The sequence below is a fragment of the Streptomyces sp. NPDC096176 genome (genome assembly GCF_044763255.1).
In the GTDB taxonomy this organism is placed as follows: Bacteria; Actinomycetota; Actinomycetes; order Streptomycetales; family Streptomycetaceae; genus Streptomyces.
The window spans coordinates 61982-84398 of the sequence record NZ_JBIWFV010000008.1; the positions used below are offsets into that span (position 1 = coordinate 61982).

A 22417-nucleotide genomic window follows, 5' to 3' on the forward strand; every position below is an offset into this window, starting at 1 on the left:
CGCCCGCGCGCCCGTGGACATGTGCCGGTAGCGTGCCGAGCACGGCGAGCCGGTGAGCCGGTGATTCCGCGGGAGCCGACGGACGTGCCTCGGGCCTGAGGCTGTCGACGCGACCCCGAAGCTACTTCCGCAGACCTGCGTCGTCGGCGGCGAGCACCCCACGACCGGTGGGGGAGTGAACGTTGTTGCGTACGGTGTCGCCGCAGTGCTCGCAGACCACCACCGGTTCGAGGACCTCGCCGCACGCGTGCCGCCAGCGGACGGGCGGGTCGCCGGCGTTCAGATGCCGGTCGCCCCACCGCATGAGTGTCACCAGCACGTCCCCCAACTCCATGCCTGCCGGGCTGAGGTGGTACTCGTATCGGGGTGGACGCTCGCTGTACTGCTTGCGCCAGACGATGCCGAAGGACTCCAGTTTGCGCAGCCGTGTGGTCAGGATGTCGCGGGGAGTCCCGGTGTTGCGGACGATCTGGTCGAAACGGTGCACACCGTGCAGGATTTCGCGGACGGCGAGCAGGGACCAGCGTTCCCCCACCAGCTCAAGGGCGTCCGCGATGGAGCACTCCCGAGGGGCTGTTGACTTCGCCATGGGCCCACTTTAGGTCAGTGAATCTGCTTTTCGAACCTGAAGGGACCGGAGGCGGCGGACGGGGCGCACGTGGTACGTCTCCCGCCCGCCCGCTCCCGGCACGTGGGCGCGTCTCAGAGGCGCTCGATGATGGTGGCGTTGGCCAGTCCACCGGCCTCGCACATGGTCTGCAGGCCGTAGCGGGCGCCCCGGTCCTCCAGATTGTGCAGCAGCGTGGTCATGATCCGGGCGCCGCTCCCGCCCAGGGGGTGACCGATGGCGATGGAGCCGCCGCGCACGTTGAGCCTGTCGATGTCGACGCCGGTCGCCCGCTGCCAGGCCAGGACCACGGAGGCGAAGGCCTCGTTGACCTCGAACAGGTCGATGTCGTCCACGGCGAGCCCTGCCTTGGCCAGTACCTTCTCGGTGGCGGGCATGATGGCCGTGAGCATCATCAGAGGGTCGTCCCCGGCCACGGCGAAGGCCCGGAAGCGGGCCCGGGGCCGCAGACCGAGCCGCTCGGCGACGTCCGAGCCCATGATCAGCAGGGCTGCCGCGCCGTCGTTGAGGGGCGAACTGTTCCCCGCGGAGACGGACCAGCCGATCTCGGGGAACCGCTCCTCCATGTGCGGGTCGTAATAGGCGGACTTGAGGCCGGCCAGCGCCTCAGCGGTGGTCGTCGGCCGTACGGTCTCGTCCCACATGCCGCTCCAGGCGACTTCCCGCTCGAACTCGCCCCGCTTCCAGGCGGCCGCGGCGCGCTGGTGGGAAAGCAGCGCGAAGGCATCCTGCTCCTGGCGGCTGATCTTCCAGCGGGCCGCGATCAGTTCGGCGCTGATGCCCTGGCCGACCAGCCCCTCCGGGTAGCGCTCAGCCAGCTTCGGACCGAACGGATCGCTGCCGGGCAGCACACTGGACCCCATCGGCACCCGGGACATCGACTCGACGCCGCAGGCCACCACCACGTCATAGGCGCCACTCAGCACACCCTGGGCCGCGATGTGGGCGGCCTGCTGGGACGAGCCGCACTGCCGGTCCACCGTCATGGCAGGCACGCTCTCGGGGAACCCCGCGGCCAGCACCGCGTTGCGAACGGTGTTCAACGACTGGTCCCCGACCTGGCTGACGCATCCGCCGACGACGTCGTCGATCAGGGAGGGGTCCACGCCGGTCCGCTCGGCCAGGACGCCGAGCGTCCTGGCGAGCAGGTCCACGGGGTGCTCGCCGTGCAGTGCACCTCCCGGCTTGCCCTTGCCAATCGGCGTGCGAACCGCCTCGACGATCACTGCATCCCGCATGAAAACCTCCTGTGGCGAAACATGGAACATGGAACGTGGTGAGTGGGGACCGCACCCGCCCGGCCCGTAGAGACGCAACGGGGCAGGAACGGCGGCGTGCCGCCTGCGTCGGGTGTCACGACTGCCCGGCGGCGGTCCGCGGTGCACGGCCCGTCAGACCGAGGAAGAGACCGGCCACCGCAGCGGCCCCGGTCGCCAGCAGGGTCATCAGCCAGCCGTTGTCGAAGGCGGCCAGAGCCTCGGTGGTGTCGCGCGGCGTGCCCATGGCGGCGACGAGCAGCGCGATGCCGAGCACCGTGCCGACTTGGCGTGCCATCGTGACCACGCCCGAGCCGGTCGAAAAGCTCTGCGGTGGCAGCGCCGTGACGGCAGCGGTGATCAGGGTCGGCAGAGTCAGGCCGACCCCGACGCCGGTGAGCAGCATGCCCGGCAGCATCCCGGTCACATAGTCCGCGCCGGGCTCCATCTGCACGTACCACCAGCCGATGCCAGCCGCGAACACGGCGCAGCCGGCAACCGCGATCGGACCGGCGCCGATCTTGCGGGCGAGAGGGCCGATGCTGACGGCCAGTACGGGCGGTAGCAGCGTGCCGGGGAAGATCGCCAGTCCCGTCTTGAGCGCCGACCAGTGCCAGACGTCCTGGCACCACAGCACGGCCGAGAGCAGCATGGCTGCGAAGGCCACCGCGAACAGGACGTTGGCGAGCGAGGCCGGGCTGAACCCCGGGATCCTCAGCAGAGGGAGCGGAAGCACCGGCGACCTGTGCCGTGCGGAGCGCGCAACGAACCACGCCGGCAGTACGACCGCGACGGCCATCGATCCGAGGAACGACGCAGAGGTCCAGCCCCAGTCCTCGCCCTTGACCAGGCCGAGCGCGAGGGCCGCGATGGCGATGGTCAGCCCGCCCGCACCCAGCAGGTCCGGCCGCGGCAGATCCCGGGCCGGTACGCGCGGCAGCACACGCACGCCGACGATCAGAGCGGCGAGGCCGATCGGCACGTTCACCAGGAACACCCAGCGCCAGTCCAGCTCGGTGAGCAGGCCGCCCGCGACGGGGCCGAGGGCGCTGGCCACGCCGCTGATGGCCGTCCAGGCGCGGACGGAGGAGACCCGGCGCTCGGGCGGAGCGGTGGCCAGGAGCAGGCCGAGCGACGAGGGGATGAGCATGGCCGCGCCGATCGCCTGCACTACGCGGGCGGCCACCAGGAACCAGACACCGGGCGACAGCGCACACAGCGCGGAGGCCACGGTGAACACCACGATGCCCGCGAGATAGGCGACCCGTGGGCTGGTGCGGTCGGCGAAGTTGCCCGCCGGCACCAGCAGCGCGGCGAAGACCACGGCGTACGCGTTGAGCACCCAGGACAGCGACGCGAGCGAAGAACCGGAGAACTCGCGGCCGATGTCGGGGAGGGCCACGTTGACGATGAACACGTCGAGGTTGGCCATGGCCACACCGGCCGCGATGACGGCGAAGACCGGGCCGAGCTGTGGTCGCGGTCCCGTAGAGGTGGGGGCGGCGGTGGTCTGTTCGTCGGGGAGGCTCATGTTCTTCCCGTCACTGGGTTCGGAATTCCAACTGACCTGGTTGGCGAACGTAGCAACGGGCGATCGAGCGCCGCAACCACCCTGGAGTGCCTGTGACGCAACGCTCAACTGCGCCTGGTGAAAGGGGGGTTGCCAGCCCTGAATCGGCGTTGTTATGGTCGCTCCGCCATGAAGGTTGGATTATCCGACCCACTCGGGGGGCGGCCGTGAGTCGCTGTGCCGTGGACCTCCTGCCGATCTCCAGAAGGGCGCCTTGGCCCGCGTCTTGTACCACTCGCACGGACCCAACGGTTCGAACCGAACACCCGGAGTGAGAGTGAGTCCTACCGAAACCCTGGCCGATCCGCTCGATGTGATGGGCCGTCTCCTGGCGCCCGCGGGCAAACAGGACCCGTACCCCTTGTACGAGGAGATGCGCGCCCATGGACCGGTGGTCGACGTGGGCGGTGTTCACGTCTTCGTCACCGGCCACGCCGAGTGCGCCCGTGCCCTGCGAGACCCGCATCTGCTGTCGACCGACGCGGCCGTCCAAGACGTGAAGTTGCCCGGCTGGCGCGAGCACTCCTCGTGGTACTGGTTGACGAAGAACATGCTGTTCTCCAACGACCCGGACCACGAACGCCACCGGCGCTTCTTCAGTAGCGCCTTCTCCGCCCGGAGCGTGGCGGCATGGCAGCCGATGGTGGAGCGCCGGGCCGAGGACGCCGTGAGCAACGTCGCCGCGCTCGGCGCCGGTGGCGAAACGGTGGACCTGGTACCCGAGTTCACGTTCCGCATGGCCACGGGCGTCATCGGCGAACTGCTCGGCATCCCCGACAAGGACCATGCGGGGCTGCGCGGCATCGTCGGTGACATCACGCTGGCCCTGGAGCCCATCGGTGACCTGGCCCAGCTGGTCCCGGGCGACGGCGCCATGGACCGTCTGGCGGGGTACTTCCACGACCTGGTCGTCCGGCGTCGCGCGGCCCCCGGCCCCGACTTGACCAGCGCTTTCGTCAAGGCCCGTGACGCCGAGGGCGAGCTGACGGAGGAGGAGCTGGTCGCCAACCTGATGCTGCTGCTCGTCGCCGCCGCCGAGGCGCCGCAGGACCTGCTCAGCAACATGGTGCGGCTCGCCCTGGAGCACCCCGTGGAGCGGGCCCGGCTGTGCGGGGACCCGCACTCGGCCGCCGGATTCGTCGACGAGACGCTCCGCTTCGACCCGGCGGTGCAGGCGCTCAACCGGGTCGCCGCGAGGGACATGGACTTCTTCGGGGTGAAGGTCGCCGCCGGAGTCCCGCTGACTCTGCTCATCGCCGCGGGCAACCGCGACCCGCGACGCTTCACCGACCCCGGCGCCTTCGACCCGTCACGGCCGGACAACCAGCCGCTGACCTTCAGCGGCGGTGCCCATTACTGCCTCGGGGCGGCGCTGGCCCGGATGTCCGCAGAGACTGCGGTGCCAAGGCTGCTGAACCGACTGCCCGCCATGGCCCTGGTCGGCCCGCCCACGTTCCGCGACCAGATCGTGCAGCGGGGGCACGACCGACTGCTCGTCACGGCCGGCTGACCCGAGCCTGTTTCCACGGCCGGCCCGCTGGGGGCACACGCCGCGGCGTACGCGCAGCGGAGGACCGCGGTGGAGCCGGCCGCCGAAGTGAGAGGAATGCATATGTCGACCAACACGCCGTCCGGCGACCTGGAACTCGCGGCCTCCCTGGACGGAGACTTCACGAGTGCACACGCCGATGTCAACGGGGTCCGGCTTCACTATGTGGCCGGTGGGCAGGGAGAGCCCTTGGTTCTGCTGCCCGGCTGGCCGGAGACGTGGTGGGAATACCGAAAGGTCATGCCGGCGCTGGCCGAGCGTTTCCATGTGATCGCCGTCGACATGCGCGGAATGGGAGGATCCAGCAAGCCCGCCGCCGGGTACGACAAGAAGTCGATGGCCGAGGACATTCACGCCCTGGCCGGTCATCTCGGTTACGATCGCATTAATGTCGCCGGTCATGGGATCGGCTCCATGGTTGCATTCAGTCATGCCGTCAACCATCCGTCGGCCACCGTGAAGCTGGCGATGCTGAATACAACTCACATCGACGAGAACTACCACGAATTCCGTATCATGCCTCGGCCCACCGATCCGGGACCGCACCGCTGGTGGCTCGCCTTCAACCTGGTGCCCGAATTCCCGGAAAAGGTGCTGGCCGGCCGGTATCGCCACATGATCGACTACATGTTCGGCCTCAGTCTGGTGAACCCCGATGCCATCACCTCACGTGACCGTGACGTCTACGCCCGCGCGTACGACTCGTCGGAGGCCATCCGTGCGAGTCAGGCCTGGTTCCAGGCGTATCAGCAGGACATCGACGACTTCCGTGGGTACGGCAAGGTGACCGTGCCCATGCTGGGGCTCGCATACGGCGGCTTCTTCGAGTACATGCAGAAGGTGCTGCCCACTCAGGGGACCGATGTGCGTGTGGCCGAGGTCAAGGACACCCGGAACTATCTGGTGGAGGAGCAGCCGGAGGCCGTCATATCGGAGTTCATCGAATTCTTCGGCTGACCGGGGCGCGATTCCCGTCGGTCACGGCCGACCGGTGTCGGCATGGTCTTGGCCGCACCTGAACTCGGAATGTTAAGACGCCGTTCGCCGGAATATTTCATTCAGTGCATGACCGGCCAATGATCCCGCTGTTGTGGCACCTGTCACACGAAGATATGCCTGCCGAATGAGCCCCGGAGAGGCTACTGTTGGGTACATGCTGAGTACCCACGACGCAAACGCACCGGGAGCATTACTGGGAAAGCCGGCTGACGGCTGGATCGAAGCGAAAAATCATCTACAGGGGTTCGGTGGATTTCACGGCGGGCTCGCTCTCGCCCTGCTGGCCTCCGCGACGCAGTCGCATGTGCCCGGTCTCGAGTTGCAGAGTATCACCGGGCGCTTCGACCGTCCGATCGAGTCCGGTTTCACCGTTGCAAGTTCCCTCATCCGCTCAGGCAGGACCACCGCCGCCGTGTCTGCCACGGCAAGGAGCGCCAAGGGCCCGCACATCGAGGCATCAGCGGTCTACGGAGTGCCGGGTGAGGCCGCCTGGCAGCCTTTCGCGCCGAGCGCGCCCGTCGCCCCGCCGCCGCAGGACTGCGAAGTGTTCGCCATCCCCCCGGAGTTCGTGCCCATCTCCACCAGCATGGAAATCCGGCCGGTGGGACCGGCTCGCCCGTACGCCGGCGGACCGGAGCCGGAACTCATCGCATGGGTACGCCTCCTGGAGGACGACGACCCGCCGGACGTACTGCGCTCCGTCTTCCTCATGGACGCGCTCGCTCCCTCCTACGCGGCCGTCCTCTCCCAGCTCGTCCTGGTGCCCACCGTCGAGCTGACCGTGAGGCCCGCTGCGGGGCTGGCAACCGCCTCCTCCCCGTGGATCCTCCTGCGGGCCAGGACGCTCGCCGCGTCCGCCGGTGGCTGGATCGACGAGCAGTTGGACGCCTGGGGCCCGGACGGAACACACCTGGCCACGGCCCACCAGCTCCGGGTGGTCCGCGCAGGCTGAGGCGACGCGCACGTTTCGACAGAGAACCAACCCTGAGAGGCCGTTAGCTGTGGAACCGTTGGATCTCTCCGCATTGGATCCTTCCTCCGGGGCATCGCTGGTGCACATCCTCGACCAGCGGGCCCGGGAAACGCCCGATCGGCTCGCCTTCCGATTCCTCCCCGACGGAACGAGCGAGCACCTCGTCGACTGGAGCTACCGCGAACTCGCCGACCGCGTAGAGGCGGTCGCCGTCCGGCTGCACGAGAGCGGCCTCGACAGCGGGCGAGTGGTGCTGGCTCTCGATCCCGGACTCGACTACGTGGCGGGGCTGTTCGGTATCCTCCGGGCCGGATGCACCGCCGTACCCTCTTTCCCGCCCTTCGGGCGACGCGCCATGGCGCGCTTCTTGTCCATCGTGGAGGACTGCACCCCCCGAGCGGTGCTGACCCATGCGCGGTTCTCCGGCCAAGTGGACCAGTTCCACGATCAGTTGCCCGGCCTTCCGGAGAGGCCGCAGTGGATCTTCCCCGATGAGGACTTCTACGTGAGCCGGACCCGGGTCGGCGTACCGTTGCGGGCCGTCGATCCGGCCCTGCTCCAGTACAGCTCTGGCTCCACCGGAGACCCCAAGGGGATCGTTCTCACCCATGACAACCTGGTGAGCAACTGCCGGGTCCTCGACACCCACATGGGCTTCGAGGAGGACCGGATCGGCTGCTCCTGGCTGCCCCCGTACCACGACATGGGGCTGATGGGCACCATCATGCTGGCCGTGCACGGGGGATGGCCGCTCGTCATGATGTCTCCGGTTCACTTCGTCCAGGATCCGTACCGCTGGCTCAAGGCGATCAGCGACCACCGGGTCACCATCACCGTCGGACCGAACTTCGCCTTCGACCTGTGTGCCACGGCCGTCGGCGACGAGGAGCTCGCAACGCTCGACCTGAGCTCCTTGCGCCAGGTCTTCTGCGGAAGCGAACCGGTGTCCGGCGCGACCCTCGAGCGGTTCCGGGGGCGCTTCGGACCGGCCTGCGGCTTCGACGTCGCCTCGGTCATCCCCTGTTACGGACTCGCAGAGGCCACTCTGTTCGTGTCCGGCAAGCCCGAGCGCAGCTCCGCGATCCGGACCGAGTGGCTGAGCAAGGAGGCGCTGGAGCGCGGCGAGGTACGCAGGAGCGGCAGCATGGACGCCGACGAGGCGGTGGGTGTGGTCAGCTGCGGCGTGATCGCGGACGGCCACGACGTCATCGTCGTCGACCCGGAGTCCGGACGTCCGGTGCCGCCCGGCGGAGCAGGGGAGCTGTGGGTCACCGGACCCAACGTGGCCACCGGCTACCTCAACCGGCCGGACCTGACGAAGAGCACGTTCGGCGCACGCCCTCAAGGACGGGGAGACGGCCCCGAGTACCTGCGTACCGGAGATCTGGGCTTCCTGCTCGACGGGGAACTGTTCGTCACGGGACGGCTGAAGGATCTGATCGTCATCAGTGGCCGCAACCTCCATCCCCAGGACATAGAGGCGTCGGTTCTGCAGGCCCACGATGGGCTGCGCAGATCGGCCGCGTTCTCTGTGCGCAGCACAGCACACGACGAGGAGGAAGTCGTGGTCGTTGCCGAGTACCGCGGCACGGGCCGCGAGTTCGCGGCCGAGGAGAGCCGGCTGAGGGAGCTGGTGACCGCGGCGGTGACGGGAGACCACGGCGTCCGGCCGGCCGGCATCCACATCGGCCCGCCGGGTACGGTCCTGATGACCACCAGCGGAAAGATCCGGCGCAGAGCAACACGGGACGCCTACCTTTCGCGAAGCCTCAAGACATTCCCGACGTCCCGCGTGGCCGACCAGGTGGTCGTCGCATGAGCGCCGCCGGTACAGGAGCCGGGGCGGTGCCCGCCGGGGACACGGCGGAGACGACGGCGGGCGGTGTCGACCTGGCCGCGCGCAGGCTCGCCTGGATCACCGTGGGAGTGCCCACCCTTGGCATGGCGGCGGCCGTCGTCTTCTCCTTGCGGTACGGGTTCACCTGGTACGACGGCCTGCTCTTGGTGGTCATGTACCTGATCACATCACTCGGAGTCGAGGGCGGCTTCCACCGGTTCTTCTCCCACCGTTCCTTCTCCGCCGGGCCGGCCATGACCGCCTTCTGGGGAATCACCGGCAGCATGGCGGCTCAGGGACCGGTCATCTTCTGGGTCGCGATCCACCGTCAGCACCACGCCTTCACCGACCGGGACGGCGATCCGCATTCGCCCCGGGCGCTCGGGCCGGGGCGGGTTTCCAAGCTGCGCGGGTTCTGGCACGGCCATGTCGGCTGGCTGTTCACCGTGCGCCGCCAGAACTGGAGCAAGCGCGCCTCGGACCTCGTACGGGACCGGCTGGTCATGCGGCTCAATCAGTACTACCTCGTCTGGGTGCTGGCCGGACTCGCCCTTCCGGCGATGCTCGGCTGGCTGCTCGGCGGCGGCACCGTGCGCGGTGCCGTCGGCGGCCTCCTCTGGGGCGGCCTGGCCCGGATCTTCCTCCTCGACCATGTGACATGGGGAGTGAACTCGATCGGCCACACGCTGGGAAACCGTCCGTATCGCACAAGGGACAACAGCAGAAACGTTGCACCGCTCGCTGCGCTGTCCGTGGGCGGCTCCTGGCACAACAACCACCATGCGCGTCCCGCGTTGGCTCACAACCGGCACGGACTGTGGCAGATCGACCCGACGGGCGCCGTCATCCGCGCCCTCGAGGTGCTCGGTCTGGTCTCCGACGCGCGCTATCCCGACCGCATGCGCAGCGATGAGCAGCGCATACCCGCGGAAGAGAAGAGGAGCTGAGCGATGTCATCGGCCATCTCGGCCACCACCCCCAGCGCCGTCGCGAACGCCGTCGTCACACTCGACCCCGTCAGTCTGCGGATCAAGCGATTCTCCGCGCTGACCACCATGACGCTGCCGCTCATCGGCGCCGCGGCGGCGATCTACTTCCTGTGGAGCGGGCAGTTCACCGCGACGGACCTGTGGTTGTTCGGCGTGATGTACTTCGTCCACATGTTCGGCATCACGGTCGGATTCCACCGCTATCTCGCTCACAAGGCGTTCAAGACATCGGCCGTGTTCGAGGGCATCATGATGATCACGGGCTCCATGGGAGCCCAGGGCCCGCTGATGTTCTGGGTCACCACACACCGCAGGCACCACCGGTTCAGCGACCGGGAGGGTGACCCGCACTCACCCAACCTGCACGGGTGGGACCTCAAGGCCCGCATGCGCGGTCTCTGGTACGCGCACATGCCGTGGATGCTCAGCGCGGAGACCACCAAGTGGTCCGTCTTCGGCCCCGACGTGCTGCGCAGCCGGCGGCTGATGTACTACCACCGCACCTACCCGCTGTGGGTGATCAGCGGCCTGCTGCTCCCGGCCGTCATCGGCTTCGCGATCGAGCAGACCGCGATGTCCGCACTGACCGGTCTGGTCTTCGGCGGCCTGTCGCGCATCTTCGTCGCCAACCAGGCTGCGTGGTGCGTCGGATCGATCTGCCACGCCTTCGGCGGACGCCCCTTCGACAACGAGGACCGCAGCGCCAACAACTGGCCTGTCGCGGTCTTCACCTTCGGTGAAGGGCTGCAGAACAACCACCACGCATTCCCCGGTTCCTACCGGCACGGCGTCACCTGGTGGGAGCCCGACCTGAGCGGGTGGCTGCTCGCGGGCCTCGGCAAACTCCGCGTCGTGTGGAGTCTGCGGGAACCCGACAAGGAGACCATCGCCAAGCGCAAGAAACAGGCACGGGCAGCGGCTTGACCGAGCCGCGCCCACTCGGCACCAACCAGGCAGGAGCGTAAAGGTGTTCAAGAGGAAGAAGACAGTGCCGCACCCCCAGGGGCCGCTGACGGAGGAGTCGCTCAAGCAGTGGCTCACCGACTATCTGGCGGTCCACGCCGAGATCCCGCGGGACACCATCGACACCCGGAAGACGTTCGAGTCCTACGGACTCGACTCCCGGGTGGCGGTCCAGGTGTCAGGAGCCCTCGAGAAGATCGTCGAGCGCCGCCTCTCGCCCGGCCTGCTCTACGAGTACCAGTCCATCGACGCCCTGAGCCAGTACCTGGCCAAGGAGCTCAGGATCACCGCCTGAACCTCCCGTGCCCCTCGTTGGACCACTGGCACCGACCGTTCTCACGAAGGAGACGACATGGGTGCATTTGACTTCCCTTCGGCACCGGACGAAAACTTCCGGACGTTTCTTGCCCAGGCCGAGCAGATCGAGGGTGAACGCCTCGCGAGCGCGATACCGAAGGAGTACTTCGAGCCGCGCGTAGGCCGGGGCATGGCCGGCTTCATCGTCAGCTGGCTGCTCTACGCGGGCGCGATCGTGGGTGTGGCCTGGGCTCCCCACTGGGCGCTCTGGCTGCCTCTGTGGATCGTGGCCGGCCTGGGCGGCTGGGGACTGCACTGCATCGCGCACGACTGCGGTCACGGTTCCTTCTCACGTTCCCGCAAGCTCAATTACGCGATCGGGCACATCTCGCTGCTGCCGCTGATTTATCCGTTCCACGCCTGGCGGCATGTTCACAATATGCATCACAGCAGCACCAACCACCTTGAACTCGACACGGACTGGCGCCCCCTTCCGGCCGGCATGTTCGACAGGATGTCCCTGTGGGGCAAGGCCGTGTACATCTCGACCCGTACCTGGGCGTTCTGGGGCGGCACGGTCAACTACTGGGTGGAGTCCGGGTTCCGCCCGGGGTTCTTCCCGAAGGCAGGGCAGCGGCGCGAGGTACGGCGTTCGATGGCGTTCGTCGCCGCTGTCGCCGTCCCGTACCTGGCGGCGCTGGTGTACTTCGCCGGTGTCCCGGGACTGTTGCTCTACTTCGTCGCCCCCTGGCTGGCCACCCACGCCTGGTTCAGCGCCACCACGCTCATGCATCACAGTGCCAGCGACGTGCCGTACCTGACGGCCGAGTACTGGACGCGCAACGCCAGCCGGCTGCTGGTCACCACGGACTACGCCTATCCGAAGTGGCTGCTGTTCCTCACGCACAACATCTCGATCCATACAGCGCATCATGTGGCCCCGGTGGTGCCGTACTACAACCTGCCCAAGGCGCAGGAGATGCTCAAGCAGCAGTATCCGGGCCTGGTGAGAGAACGCAGGTTCACGTTCGGGCAGATGTGGCGCATCGTCCGTCATCTGCACTTCTACGACACGGAGTCCGGCTACTACTCGGATCTGTCACGGAGCAAGGTGGCACCGGAGAAGCCCGCCCCCGTGGGCGCCGAAGGAACCCGGTGACGGCGCCCCTGCTGCGCAGGTTCGCCCACACCGCTCTCGGGGCGCTGGCTCCGAGAGCGGGTGTGCGGTGGGCCACCGATGTGTTCAGCAGTACGCGCACCCTCGGCCTGCGCCCGGACAACGTGCTGCCCCTCGGGGCCGACCGGTTCACCGTCGCAGGCAACGCCGACGTGCCGAGCGGCTTTCTGTGGGGCGGCGACGAGGCGGCCGAGGGTACCGCGCTGCTCGTGCACGGCTGGGCCGCGGACAGCAGCAGCATGCATTCGCTCGTCCCTCCGCTGCGCGACCTCGGCTTCCGGGTGGCGGCCTTCGACGGCCCTGCCCACGGGGTCCGCGACGGGACCCGGGCGACCATGACGCAGTACACCCGGGCGGTCGGCGCCGTACTGGACACGCTCGGCGACGTACGCGTCGTCGTGGCGCACTCACTGGGCGGCATCGCGGCGATCGGTGCGGCCGTGGAGCGGGCAGAAAAGCCGCTCGACTGCGCTGTCCTCATCGCTCCGGCCTGCACGCTGGGCGGTGTCCTGGACCGGTGGGACGGTGCCGGCCTGCGGCTGACGCCCGCTGTGGTGGAGGGCGTCCACGGCGAGCTGCACCGCCGAAACGGCGTGCCGGTCAGCCACTGGGACGTGGTCGGGCTCGGCGCCTCCTTCGACCGGCCGGTGCTGGTCGTGCACGACCCCGAGGACCCGATGGTGCCGTACTCCGACGCGGTGGCCGTCAGCGCGGGGCTGAAGGACGCAACGCTGGTGAGCAAGCCGGGGACCGGGCACATGGGCATCCTCATGTCGAAGGACGTGATCGCCACCGTCTCCGGCTTCGTCGCCGGGCACATGAACAGGGACAGAGAAGGAATCGTATGAGCGACCGGTCCGGCAAGCGGGCGTGGATGTGTCTCCTCTGCGGCTGGGTCTACTACGAGGAACTGGGGCTTCCCGAGGAGGGATTTCCGCCCGGCACCCGCTGGGAGGACATCCCCGACGACTGGGAGTGCCCCGACTGTGGCGCGGCCAAGGCCGACTTCGTCATGGAGGAGCTGTGACCGCGCGCCTCCCCGTGCCCGCTGCCGGCCGGTACGCCCGCTCGGCTCCTGCCACTCCACGTCGCGTCATTGCTCACATGGCACGACGCCGACGTTACTGATGGGCATCTTCGACGAAGTCGATGAATCAGCCTCCACACCCCTCAATCGGAGGAAAACATGGCACGTTCGGTGATTCTGGGGGGAGCAAGGACCCCCATGGGGAAGCTGCTCGGCTCCCTGAAGGACTTCTCGGCAGCCCAGCTGGGCGCCGTGGCGATCCGCGCGGCCCTGGAGCGGTCCGGAGTCCGGCCGGACCAGGTGCAGTACACGATCATGGGCCAGGTGATCACCGCGGGCGCCGGCCAGAACCCCGCCCGGCAGGCGGCGGTGTCGGCGGGCATCCCGATGGGAGTGCCCGCACTGACCGTCAACAAGGTCTGCCTCTCCGGGCTGGAGGCGGTGGCCCTCGCCGATCAGCTCATCCGCGCCGGTGAGTTCGACCTGGTCGTGGCCGGCGGACAGGAGTCGATGACGCAGGCCCCGCACGTCCTGCCGAAGGCACGCGCCGGCATCAAGTACGGCGAGACGCCGCTGGCCGACAGCATGGAGCTGGACGGGCTGTTCTGCTCCTTCGACGACGTCGTCATGGGCAGCGCGACCGACCGGTACAACACCCGCTACGGCGTCAGCCGAAAGGAGCAGGACGCCTTCGCCGCCGCCTCGCACCGCAAGGCGGCCGCCGCGGTGAACGCGGGCGCCCTGGCCGAGGAGATCGTTCCGGTGTCCGTGACACGCCGGAAGGGCGGCCCGGTGCTCTTCGAGCACGACGAGTCGCTGCGTCCCGACACCACGGAGGAGATCCTCGGCAAGCTGCGCCCGTCCTTCAGCCCGTCCGGCACCATCACCGCCGGCACCTCGTCACCCCTGTCCGACGGTGCGGCGGCGGTCGTGGTGTGCAGCAGGCGCAAGGCCGAGGAGCTCGGACTGGAGTGGATCGCCGAAATCGGCGCGCACGGCACGGTCGCCGGTCCCGACCCGAGCCTGCACGAGCAGCCGGCCAACGCCATCAGCGCCGCTCTCGCCAAGGAGGGCATCGGCGTCGGTGCCCTCGACCTGGTGGAGATCAACGAGGCCTTCGCCTCGGTCGGCGTCGTCTCCATGGCCAAGCTCGAACTCCCCGACGACATCGTCAACGCCGACGGCGGGGCGATCGCGCTGGGCCACCCGCTGGCCGCATCCGGGGCCCGGCTGGTGCTCCACCTCGCCCACGCGCTGGGTCGCCGAGGCGGCGGTACGGCGGTCGCCTCGATGTGCGGCGGCGGAGGCCAGGGCAGCGCGCTGGTGATCCACTCGTCGGCTCCCTGAAACGTCCCTCGGCGCGGCTCCCTTCCGTAAGGCGCCCGGGTGCGGCTGCACGGAGCGGCTGCACGGAGCGGCCGCACGGAAGAGAACGGCCTGCCGATCCGTCCTCGCTCTTTCCTCTCCAACCGACCCGGACAGTGGAAGGCCCATCAGTGATCGTCGTACGCCCCGAGGTCCTGGCCCCGTACCCGGTGGGTGGCAAGCACTTCACCGTCATCGTCGAAAAGCCCTGGGCTCGGGGCATCAGGATCGCGGGGCGCGGCCCCGGCGGCGCGGAGCCGTCCCTGATTCCCGCGGAGCCGTCCGCCTCGCTGGCGGCGCTGCTCGCCACAGAGGTGCCCGCGGAGTCCGACGTGCTGGTCCTCGCCACCCAGGACGGTCTGCTGTCCGCACCGCCCGAAGCCGTAGGGCGGTCCCGGGTCGTGGTGGGCGCACGGCTCTGCGAGGGTCCACTTGCCCAGGAGCGGCTGCGCCGCCTGTTGACGGCCATGGAGCGCACCCGTCCGGACGCGACGGCGCACCAAGGCCGCCGGCTGCTCTCGGCATTGCGGGACCCGGGCGGACTGACCCTCCACGAACCGCTCACCGGCTCGGTGGCGGCACTGGACGGGCACGGCACACCGCCGTCGGCCACGGTGACGGGCGGCGTGCAGATGGCTCCGATCGGCCGGATGCCGGTCCGCTCCACCACCTGCGGCACGCCGCTGACCGGAAAAGTCACCGTCAAGGGGCGACCCGTGGTCGGTGGTGCCCCGCGCGGACGGCAACGCTTGTACGAACGGCTGACCCCGCTGGTCTCCTATCCCATGGTGCTCACCGTCGAAGCGGGCACGGTGCTCGGGCTGAAGTCCGTCGAGAGCGGTTCGGACGCGGCAGCGGCAGCGCTCGCGGAGCTGTTCGGGCAGAACGAGGCGTACCGCACGGTGACCGGTGTGGTGTTCGGGCTGAACACCGAACTGGCTCCACTGCCGTGCAACACAGAGGCCGCCACGGCGAGCGCCGACAGGTCCACTGCTTCTTTCCATGTGGAGCTGGGCGGCGATGCCACGCCGTACCGGGTCACCCTCGCCTGCGCCACCACCGGCGTCTACGCAACCGAGGGGGGCCTTTGGCTGGCGGGCGCGGCGCCCCGGGCATCGGGTCGTTCCGTGTTCCGCCTCGGCCGGCTGTGACCGGCCCGCGCCTTCGGCCACTACGCCACCCTCGGGCCGGGGTCGGGGCCGGTGCCGGTGCCGGTGCCGGGGCATGGTGCGACGGCGTGGGCGAAGGGGTGCAGCAGGATCGGTAGCCTGCTGGGGGATTGGCGGAAGGAGAGCCCCTGGCTCAGCCTCCCTTCTCCCCCAAGACCGGCCCCGGGCGCCGGCCGGGATGGCCGACGCGCACAACAGCGAGGTGAGAAGGCCATATGTTCACGACCCGGCCGACGCTCCAGGGCACTTTCGGGATGGTCTCGTCGACGCACTGGCTCGCCTCGCAGTCCGCGATGGCCGTCCTCGAGCGGGGCGGCAACGCGTACGACGCCGCCGTCGCCGCCGGGTTCGTGCTCCATGTCGTCGAGCCGCATCTGTGCGGGCCCGCCGGGGAGGTCCCGGTCGTCGTCGCACCGGCCGGAGGCGAGGTGCGGGTGCTGTGCGGGCAGGGCGTCGCGCCCGCCGGGGCGACCATCGCCCACTACCGTTCACTCGGCCTCGAACTCGTCCCCGGGACCGGCCCGTTGGCGGCCGCCGTGCCCGGCGCGTTCGACGCCTGGATGCTCCTGCTGCGCGACTACGGCACCCGGTCCCTCTCCGAAGTGCTCGCTCACGCCATCGGGTACGCCGAAGACGGGCACCCGCCCGTCGAGCGGATCGGCCGGACCGTGGAAACCGTGCGGGACCTCTTCGAGACCGAGTGGACCTCGTCCGCCGACGTGTACCTGCCCGGTGGCCGGGCCCCCGTACCGGGCGAACTGCTGCGCAACCCGGCCCTCGCCGCCACCTGGCGACGGCTCATCGCCGAAGCGGAGGCCGCCGCGCCCGACCGGGAGGGGCAGATCGAGGCCGCCCGCGAGGTGTGGCGGAGCGGCTTCATTGCGGAGGCCCTGGTCCGCCAGTCAGGGCGCCCCACCATGGACACCAGCGGCACACGCCACACCGGCACCCTCACGGAAAAGGACCTGGCAGGCTGGTCCGCCGGGTACGAGGCACCGGCGACGTACGACTGGAACGGCTGGACCCTGTGCAAGGCAGGCGGCTGGAGCCAGGGGCCGGCGTTCCTGCAGCAGCTCGCTCTGCTCCCGCCGGAGCTGCCCGCCTACGGCTCGGCGGAGTACGTCCACCTGCTGATCGAGGGCTGCAAACTCGCCATGGCCGACCGGGAGGCCTGGTACGGCGACGCGGCCGAGGTCCCGCTCGAGGACCTGCTGTCCGAGCCGTACAACACCGCCCGCCGAGGGCTCATCGGCGAGAAGGCCTCGTACGAGCTGCGGCCCGGCAGCCCCGGCGGCCGGACACCCGTCCTCAGCCCCCGCGCCACCGACGTCCTCGGCGATGCGCCCGCCCTGGGCGCGGCAGGAGCGGGGGAGCCGACCGTGGCGCGGGACGGCGCGGTACAGGGCGACACCTGCCACCTCGACATCGTCGACCGCTGGGGCAACATGGTCGCGGCGACCCCCAGTGGCGGCTGGCTGCAGTCCAACCCTGTCGTGCCCGACCTCGGCTTCCCGCTGGGCACCCGCCTGCAGATGGCGTGGCTCGCGCCCGGCCTGCCCAACTCCCTCACCCCGGGCCGGCGCCCCCGCACCACCCTGAGCCCCTCGCTGGCGCTGCGCGACGGTGTGCCCGTGATGGCCTTCGGCACGCCCGGCGGCGATCAGCAGGACCAGTGGCAGCTGCACTTCTTCCTCGCCGTCGCCCTGCGCCCGCAGGTCCGCGGCGACTACGACCTCCAAGGCGCGATCGACGCCCCCAACTGGCACAACGACGCCTTTCCCGGGTCCTTCTACCCGCGCGGCATGCGGCCCGGCAGCGTCACGGTCGAGGCGCGCACGGCCCCCGAAGTCGTCGCGGACCTGCGCCACCGCGGCCACGACGTCACCGTTGGCGAGCCCTGGTCGGAAGGCCGGCTCTGCGCGGTCGCCAGGAACCCGCGCACCGGCGTCCTGTCCGCGGCGGCGAACCCCCGGGGAATGCAGGGTTACGCGGTGGGGCGCTGAGCGCCTCCCGCGATGTCGGCGGGGCGTGATTGTCTTGGGACATGATCGATGATTTTCTGACCGGTGATCTGTCCGACGTCGAGGAGGCCGTCCGCAAGGCGGCGGCCACCGAGATCATGCCGCGCCACCGCCGACTCGCCGCGCACGAGGTCGACGAGAAGACCGGCCCGCACGACCTCGTCACGATCGCCGACCGGCTCGCCGAGGAGCACCTGGCCGCATCGCTCACGGCGCTGCTGCCGGGCTCCGTCGTCGTCGGCGAGGAAGGGGTGCACGCGGACCCGGCCGACGCCGACGGGCTGCACGGCGACCCACCGGTGTGGATCGTCGACCCGGTCGACGGCACCCGGCAGTTCGTCCGCGGCGAGGCCGGTTTCTGCACACTCGTCGCGCTCGCCCTGCACGGCGAGGTCCTCGCCTCCTGGACGTACGCACCGGTGCTGGAGGAGATGGCGGTCGCCGTTCGGGGGGCGGGCGCCACGCTGAACGGCGCGCCGGTACGGTCCGGTTCGCCCGCCCCGGACGCGGAGCTCCGGGTCGCCATGTCCCATCCCGACTACACGACCCCGGAGCAGAAGCGCGCGCTGCTCGGACTCGCCGTGCCCGGCGTCGACGCCAGGCCCTGCGGCTCGGCGGGCCTGGAGTACCTGGGCGTCGCGCGAGGAGACCTCGACGCGGTCGCGTTCTCCTGGGAACTGCCCTGGGACCACGCGGCCGGACTGCTCCTGGTCACGGAGGCGGGCGGCGCGCATCTGACGCTCGCGGGTGAGCCGTTCCGGATCACCGGCGGCAACGCCCTCCCGTTCACGGCGGCACGCGACGAGGCCACGGCCCGCCGGATACGCGAACTGCTCAGCTGAGGCAGCCCCCGGCGCGGAGGCTCCGCCACCACGGGCCCGCGCCGGGGGCTTCCGCTGGACTGGCCCCCGGCGCAGGAGGGTCCTGCCACCAGGGACCTGGGCGGGACGGCTTCCGCCGGTATGCCCCCCGGCACGGGAGGCTCTGCCACTCCGGGCCCGGCCCGGGGAGGCAATCGGCACCCTGGGCCCGGCCCGGGGGAGGCTTCCGTGGGAATGCCGGCACGGGGCGGCGCTCCCGCCACCAGGGACCCGGGCCGGGAAGGCTTCGGCCGGTATGGCCCCCGGCACGGGAGGCTCCCGCCACCATGCGCGCGGCCCAGGGAGGCAACCGCTCCCCGGGCCCGTTGCCCGTGGCCGTGCCCGGAGAGGCTTCCGCTGGAATGCCGGCACGGGGCGCTCCCGCCACCATGTGCCCCGCCCAGGGAGGTAACCGGCACCCTGGGACCGGCCCGGGGGCTTCCGCCCGAGTGGCCCTCGGCGCAGGAGGCTCCCGCCACCAGGGACCCGGCGGGAAAGGCTTTCGCCGGAGTGGCCCCCCGGCACGGGAGGCTCCCGCGCCGGAGGGGCCGGCACCTGCCACCCAGGGCCCGGCCCAGGGAGGCTTCCGTCGGAATGCCGGCACGGGGTGGCGCTCCCCCCATCAGGCCCCGGCCCGGGGAGGCTTCCGTGTCCACGGGCAGGCTCAGTCCAACCCGGCCCGTACCTCGCGGACCAGTTCACCCGCCGACTCCACCGCGGCCGCGTCCAGGCCGGCCAGCGACGCCGACACGCGCGCGGCGAAGTCCACCGGGGCGCCGGGGAACGCCGCGGCGGCTGCCAGCGCGCCCTTCTCGTTGAGGCACCACACCCGGTGGTGCGCGTGGAGCGCCTGCACCAGCACACCGAACGCCCGCGACAGGCACAGCGACACGTGCAGCGTGTCCACCGGACACGCTCTCGCCGACTTGGTCGCGGCCACGACCGAGAACTCCGCCTCCCACGCCGCGTCCACCAGCGCTCGGCGCAGCGGCTCCGGGTACTTCTGCGTCTGCTGCCGCAGTCTCGTCAACTCGCCCGCCGGGTCGGCCAGCACCTTGCACAGGGCCACCTCGCCGGGGTACGCGGGCGACCAGAAACCGAGCGGGTGCCCCGGCTGTATTCCTGTCTCGAACCGCCCCGCCAGGCATTCGGCCCATACCCGCTCGACGCGGTCCAGGTCCCGCAGGATCCAGTCCACCTGCACGCCGTCCACCGACAGCCACGCGCCCCCGTTGACCCACGGCCCCCAGCCGCCGGGCCCGGCCACCTCCACCCGGCCGCCGGTCGCCTCGGACGCCAGCGCCGTCAAAGCGGCGACATCCAGGTCCCCCCGGTAGTAGACGCCGAGATCCCAGTCGGAGTCGGGCCTGTGCGCCCCACGCGCCCGGCTGCCGCCGAGCGCGACCGCACGGACCCCGCGTACGCGGGTGAGCCGTGCCGCCATGTCTTCGATCGTGTTGTTCATAGCGACGGGAAGGTACCCCGCCCCGCGATGTCGCTGCCCGGGAATATCCTTGTGTCTCTTGGCCGTCGGCTGACAAAGGAGTCCGAAGGTGCCGTCGATGCTCGATGCCGTCGTCGTGGGAGCGGGCCCCAACGGGCTGACAGCCGCGGTCGAACTGGCCCGCCGCGGCTTCTCGGTTGCCGTCTACGAGGCCACGGACACCGTCGGCGGTGGCGCGAAGACCGAGGAACTGACCCTCCCCGGCTTCCGCCACGACCCGTGTTCCGCCGTCCACCCGCTCGGTATCGGCTCGCCCGCCTTCACCGACATGCCGCTCGACCGGCACGGCCTGACCTGGCTGCATCCCGAACTGCCCCTCGCCCACCCCTTCCCGGACGGGACGGCGGCGGTGCTCAGCCGTTCGGTCGGCGCGACCGCCATGTCATTCGGCGCGGCCGATGCCGGGGCGTACCGCCGGTTGGTCGCCCCGTACCTCGGCCACTGGGACAGCCTCGCCGCGGACTTCCTGCGCACCCCCTGGGACGGGCTCCCGCGCGACCCGTACCGCTTCGTCCGCTTCGGCCTCGACGCGATCCGACCCGCGAGCATGCTCTCCCGCCGCTTCCGCGGCCAGAAGGCGCGCGGCCTGCTTGCCGGACTCGCCGCCCACGCCATCGCCCCCACCAGCGGCCTGGCCACCGGCGGCATCGCGCTGCTCTTCGCGCTGGCCGCGCACGAGGTGGGCTGGCCGATGCCGCGCGGAGGGTCACAGGCGATCTCCGACGCGCTCGCGTCCTACCTGCGTGAACAGGGCGGCACCATCCACACCGGTACCCCGGTCAGGCGGCTCGACGAGCTGCCCCCGGCTCGGGCGTACGTCTTCGACACCTCACCCACCGCGCTCGCCAGGATCGCCGGTCTCGGCCAGGCGTACTGGCGCTACAAGTACGGCGCCTCCGCCTTCAAGATCGACTACGCGCTGTCGGGACCGATGCCGTGGACGGCGGCGGCTGCCCGCACGGCAGGCACCGTCCACATCGGCCCCACCGCGCGCGAGATCGAGAGCGCCCTCGGCGCGGCGGTCGCCGGCCGCGCCCCCGAGGTCCCCTTCCTGATCACCGCCCAGCCGAGCGTGATCGACCCGACCAGAGCACCCGAGGGCAAGCACGTCCTGTGGGCGTACGGCCATGTGCCCGCCGGCTGGGAGGGCGACGCGACCGAGGTGATCGAGCGTCAACTGGAGCGTTTCGCACCGGGCTTCCGCGATCTGGTGCTGGCACGCGCCGTCGCCGGCCCGCCCCAACTCGCCGCGCGCAACGCCAACTACGTGGGCGGCGACATCGCGTGCGGCGCATTCGCGGGACTGCAGAGCGTCATCCGCCCCAAGCTGGCCCGTGTCCCCTACGCCACCGCGCACCCGGCCGTCTTCCTCTGTTCCTCGGCGACACCGCCGGGCCCGGGAGTCCACGGCATGTCGGGCCATCACGCCGCGAAGGCGGTCTGGCGTCGGCTGCGGGCGCGCTGAGCCCCGCTCAGCCGCGCGAGGGCACTGGACGGGACGTACGGGTGTCCGGTGCGACGCGAGAGGGATCCTGGCCCGCGTCCGGCAGCGAGCCGTCGGCACACGCCGGCGGACTCGCACCCTCGGGCAGCGAGGCCCAGGGCGGTGGGCAGCGCGAGCGGCGTCGCCGCCGCCCATGCCTGCGGCGAGCAGGAGTGCGGGTACGGCACCGGGGACGGATGGTCTCCCCTGTCGTAACCGGCCAGCGCCTCCGGCAGTCGCCACCCGTGCCGGGCTGCGGCTTCCACCAGCCCGCCGGCCACCGCACGGGTCTGGGCGAGCCCGAGCGCGATCACGGCGTTGTCGTGCGGCCAGATCGACCCCCGGTGGTAGGTGAGCGGGTGGTAGGGGCGGGATGCCCTCGCTGCGGTGGCCCCAGATCCCGCAGACCAGATCGCCGAGGACCGGGACGCCGGGCGTGCCGACGAGATCGGGGGAGACCTCGGTGACCTCGCCGACCTCGGAGTAGCGCCACCCTGCGACGGGGTACTCGGTGCCCGCCGAGCCGTCCCGGAAGATCCTGGCCTCCGCGTCCACGTACGGGTCGGATAAGGATTTGTCCCTCTATAAGCTGTCAGTTCCGTACCCGATGAAATGCCCGAAAAGTGAGTCCGCGCCCGCAGGTGGCCAGGGGGTAGCGACGCTCGTGCGTGCTCGGCGACTTCGAGCTGTCGAGGGCCGGTGAACTGGACAACGCGTTCCACAGAGTGATCCGAGGGAGGGGAGGTGCTC

The 22417-nt window shown here is 70.4% G+C and carries 19 protein-coding genes and 2 pseudogenes; 15 read left to right on the forward strand and 6 right to left on the reverse strand.

The genetic code is table 11. The features are described 5' to 3' along the window. Positions 1-121: 121 nt before the first annotated feature. The 3 genes from ACIQ7Q_RS22650 to ACIQ7Q_RS22660 form a co-directional block, all read right to left on the reverse strand. The gene (locus tag ACIQ7Q_RS22650; protein ID WP_403864962.1) at positions 122-589 is read right to left on the reverse strand and encodes a winged helix-turn-helix transcriptional regulator; all 468 of its coding nucleotides are present in this window, start codon (positions 587-589) and stop codon (positions 122-124) included. Between the two features lie 113 nt (positions 590-702). Continuing rightward, the gene (locus ACIQ7Q_RS22655; protein ID WP_403864965.1) at positions 703-1866 is read right to left on the reverse strand and encodes a thiolase family protein; all 1164 of its coding nucleotides are present in this window, start codon (positions 1864-1866) and stop codon (positions 703-705) included. A gap of 115 nt (positions 1867-1981) precedes the next feature. Further along, complete coding sequence (locus ACIQ7Q_RS22660; RefSeq protein ID WP_403864968.1) at positions 1982-3415, reverse strand: DHA2 family efflux MFS transporter permease subunit; 1434 nt, start codon at positions 3413-3415, stop codon at positions 1982-1984. A gap of 316 nt (positions 3416-3731) precedes the next feature. Between ACIQ7Q_RS22660 and ACIQ7Q_RS22665 the strand changes: the two genes are divergently transcribed. From ACIQ7Q_RS22665 to ACIQ7Q_RS22730, 14 genes are all read left to right on the forward strand, one after another. Then, positions 3732-4964, forward strand: a complete 1233-nt coding sequence (locus ACIQ7Q_RS22665; protein ID WP_403864971.1) for a cytochrome P450 — start codon at positions 3732-3734, stop codon at positions 4962-4964. A 69-nt stretch (positions 4965-5033) separates the two neighbouring features. Continuing rightward, the gene (locus ACIQ7Q_RS22670; RefSeq protein WP_403864974.1) at positions 5034-5960 is read left to right on the forward strand and encodes an alpha/beta fold hydrolase; all 927 of its coding nucleotides are present in this window, start codon (positions 5034-5036) and stop codon (positions 5958-5960) included. A 196-nt stretch (positions 5961-6156) separates the two neighbouring features. Next, positions 6157-6954 (forward strand): thioesterase family protein, encoded by a 798-nt coding sequence (locus ACIQ7Q_RS22675; RefSeq protein WP_403864978.1) that lies wholly within the window; start codon positions 6157-6159, stop codon positions 6952-6954. Positions 6955-7027: 73 nt separating this feature from the next. Beyond that, positions 7028-8794, forward strand: coding sequence for a fatty acyl-AMP ligase (locus ACIQ7Q_RS22680; RefSeq protein ID WP_403864981.1), 1767 nt, complete (start codon positions 7028-7030; stop codon positions 8792-8794). Beyond that, on the forward strand, positions 8791-9759 hold the full coding sequence (locus ACIQ7Q_RS22685; protein WP_403864984.1) for an acyl-CoA desaturase: 969 nt from the start codon (positions 8791-8793) through the stop codon (positions 9757-9759). The genes ACIQ7Q_RS22680 and ACIQ7Q_RS22685 overlap by 4 nt, the downstream gene beginning before the upstream one ends. Positions 9760-9762: 3 nt before the next feature. Next, the gene (locus ACIQ7Q_RS22690) at positions 9763-10725 is read left to right on the forward strand and encodes an acyl-CoA desaturase (protein WP_403864987.1); all 963 of its coding nucleotides are present in this window, start codon (positions 9763-9765) and stop codon (positions 10723-10725) included. Positions 10726-10768: 43 nt separating this feature from the next. Then, complete coding sequence (locus ACIQ7Q_RS22695) at positions 10769-11059, forward strand: acyl carrier protein (RefSeq protein WP_403864990.1); 291 nt, start codon at positions 10769-10771, stop codon at positions 11057-11059. Positions 11060-11116: 57 nt separating this feature from the next. Next, entirely contained in the window at positions 11117-12220 is a 1104-nt protein-coding gene (locus ACIQ7Q_RS22700; protein ID WP_403864993.1) for a fatty acid desaturase, read from the forward strand. Beyond that, positions 12217-13086, forward strand: coding sequence for an alpha/beta fold hydrolase (locus tag ACIQ7Q_RS22705; RefSeq protein WP_403864996.1), 870 nt, complete (start codon positions 12217-12219; stop codon positions 13084-13086). The genes ACIQ7Q_RS22700 and ACIQ7Q_RS22705 overlap by 4 nt, the downstream gene beginning before the upstream one ends. Further along, the gene (locus tag ACIQ7Q_RS22710) at positions 13083-13265 is read left to right on the forward strand and encodes a rubredoxin (protein ID WP_251022369.1); all 183 of its coding nucleotides are present in this window, start codon (positions 13083-13085) and stop codon (positions 13263-13265) included. Before ACIQ7Q_RS22705 ends, ACIQ7Q_RS22710 begins: the two co-directional genes overlap by 4 nt. Positions 13266-13424: 159 nt before the next feature. Further along, positions 13425-14612, forward strand: coding sequence for an acetyl-CoA C-acetyltransferase (locus ACIQ7Q_RS22715; RefSeq protein WP_403864999.1), 1188 nt, complete (start codon positions 13425-13427; stop codon positions 14610-14612). Positions 14613-14761: 149 nt separating this feature from the next. After that, positions 14762-15781, forward strand: a complete 1020-nt coding sequence (locus ACIQ7Q_RS22720) for a hypothetical protein (protein ID WP_403865002.1) — start codon at positions 14762-14764, stop codon at positions 15779-15781. Between the two features lie 233 nt (positions 15782-16014). Further along, complete coding sequence (locus ACIQ7Q_RS22725; protein WP_403865005.1) at positions 16015-17802, forward strand: gamma-glutamyltransferase family protein; 1788 nt, start codon at positions 16015-16017, stop codon at positions 17800-17802. Between the two features lie 41 nt (positions 17803-17843). Further along, positions 17844-18662, forward strand: a complete 819-nt coding sequence (locus tag ACIQ7Q_RS22730) for an inositol monophosphatase family protein (RefSeq protein ID WP_403865008.1) — start codon at positions 17844-17846, stop codon at positions 18660-18662. A gap of 682 nt (positions 18663-19344) precedes the next feature. Here the strand turns inward: ACIQ7Q_RS22730 and ACIQ7Q_RS22735 are convergent. Beyond that, a complete protein-coding gene (locus tag ACIQ7Q_RS22735) occupies positions 19345-20145 on the reverse strand; it encodes a nucleotidyltransferase domain-containing protein (RefSeq protein ID WP_403865011.1) in 801 nt (266 codons plus the stop codon). Positions 20146-20233: 88 nt separating this feature from the next. Between ACIQ7Q_RS22735 and ACIQ7Q_RS22740 the strand changes: the two genes are divergently transcribed. Then, positions 20234-21649, forward strand: a complete 1416-nt coding sequence (locus ACIQ7Q_RS22740) for a phytoene desaturase family protein (RefSeq protein WP_403865014.1) — start codon at positions 20234-20236, stop codon at positions 21647-21649. 131 nt (positions 21650-21780) lie between these two features. On the opposite strand, the pseudogene ACIQ7Q_RS22745 reads toward ACIQ7Q_RS22740, so the two are convergent. Together ACIQ7Q_RS22745 and ACIQ7Q_RS22750 are read right to left on the reverse strand one after the other, a co-directional pair. Further along, positions 21781-22056, reverse strand: a pseudogene (locus tag ACIQ7Q_RS22745) (aminotransferase); the annotation flags it as partial. After that, a pseudogene (locus ACIQ7Q_RS22750) lies at positions 22001-22389 on the reverse strand (oxidoreductase); the annotation flags it as partial. The pseudogenes ACIQ7Q_RS22745 and ACIQ7Q_RS22750, both read right to left, overlap by 56 nt. Positions 22390-22417 lie beyond the last annotated feature (28 nt).

Excerpts from the sequence above, each read along its gene's own strand:
- ACIQ7Q_RS22675 (WP_403864978.1), top strand. The coding sequence starts at position 6,157 with ATGCTGAGTACCCACGACGCAAACGCACCGGGAGCATTACTGGGAAAG.
- ACIQ7Q_RS22660 (WP_403864968.1), bottom strand. The coding sequence starts at position 3,415 with ATGAGCCTCCCCGACGAACAGACCACCGCCGCCCCCACCTCTACGGGA.
- ACIQ7Q_RS22690 (WP_403864987.1), top strand. The coding sequence starts at position 9,763 with ATGTCATCGGCCATCTCGGCCACCACCCCCAGCGCCGTCGCGAACGCC.
- ACIQ7Q_RS22715 (WP_403864999.1), top strand. The coding sequence starts at position 13,425 with ATGGCACGTTCGGTGATTCTGGGGGGAGCAAGGACCCCCATGGGGAAG.
- ACIQ7Q_RS22700 (WP_403864993.1), top strand. The coding sequence starts at position 11,117 with ATGGGTGCATTTGACTTCCCTTCGGCACCGGACGAAAACTTCCGGACG.
- ACIQ7Q_RS22725 (WP_403865005.1), top strand. The coding sequence starts at position 16,015 with ATGTTCACGACCCGGCCGACGCTCCAGGGCACTTTCGGGATGGTCTCG.
- ACIQ7Q_RS22710 (WP_251022369.1), top strand. The coding sequence starts at position 13,083 with ATGAGCGACCGGTCCGGCAAGCGGGCGTGGATGTGTCTCCTCTGCGGC.
- ACIQ7Q_RS22650 (WP_403864962.1), bottom strand. The coding sequence starts at position 589 with ATGGCGAAGTCAACAGCCCCTCGGGAGTGCTCCATCGCGGACGCCCTT.
- ACIQ7Q_RS22735 (WP_403865011.1), bottom strand. The coding sequence starts at position 20,145 with ATGAACAACACGATCGAAGACATGGCGGCACGGCTCACCCGCGTACGC.
- ACIQ7Q_RS22730 (WP_403865008.1), top strand. The coding sequence starts at position 17,844 with ATGATCGATGATTTTCTGACCGGTGATCTGTCCGACGTCGAGGAGGCC.
- ACIQ7Q_RS22685 (WP_403864984.1), top strand. The coding sequence starts at position 8,791 with ATGAGCGCCGCCGGTACAGGAGCCGGGGCGGTGCCCGCCGGGGACACG.
- ACIQ7Q_RS22655 (WP_403864965.1), bottom strand. The coding sequence starts at position 1,866 with ATGCGGGATGCAGTGATCGTCGAGGCGGTTCGCACGCCGATTGGCAAG.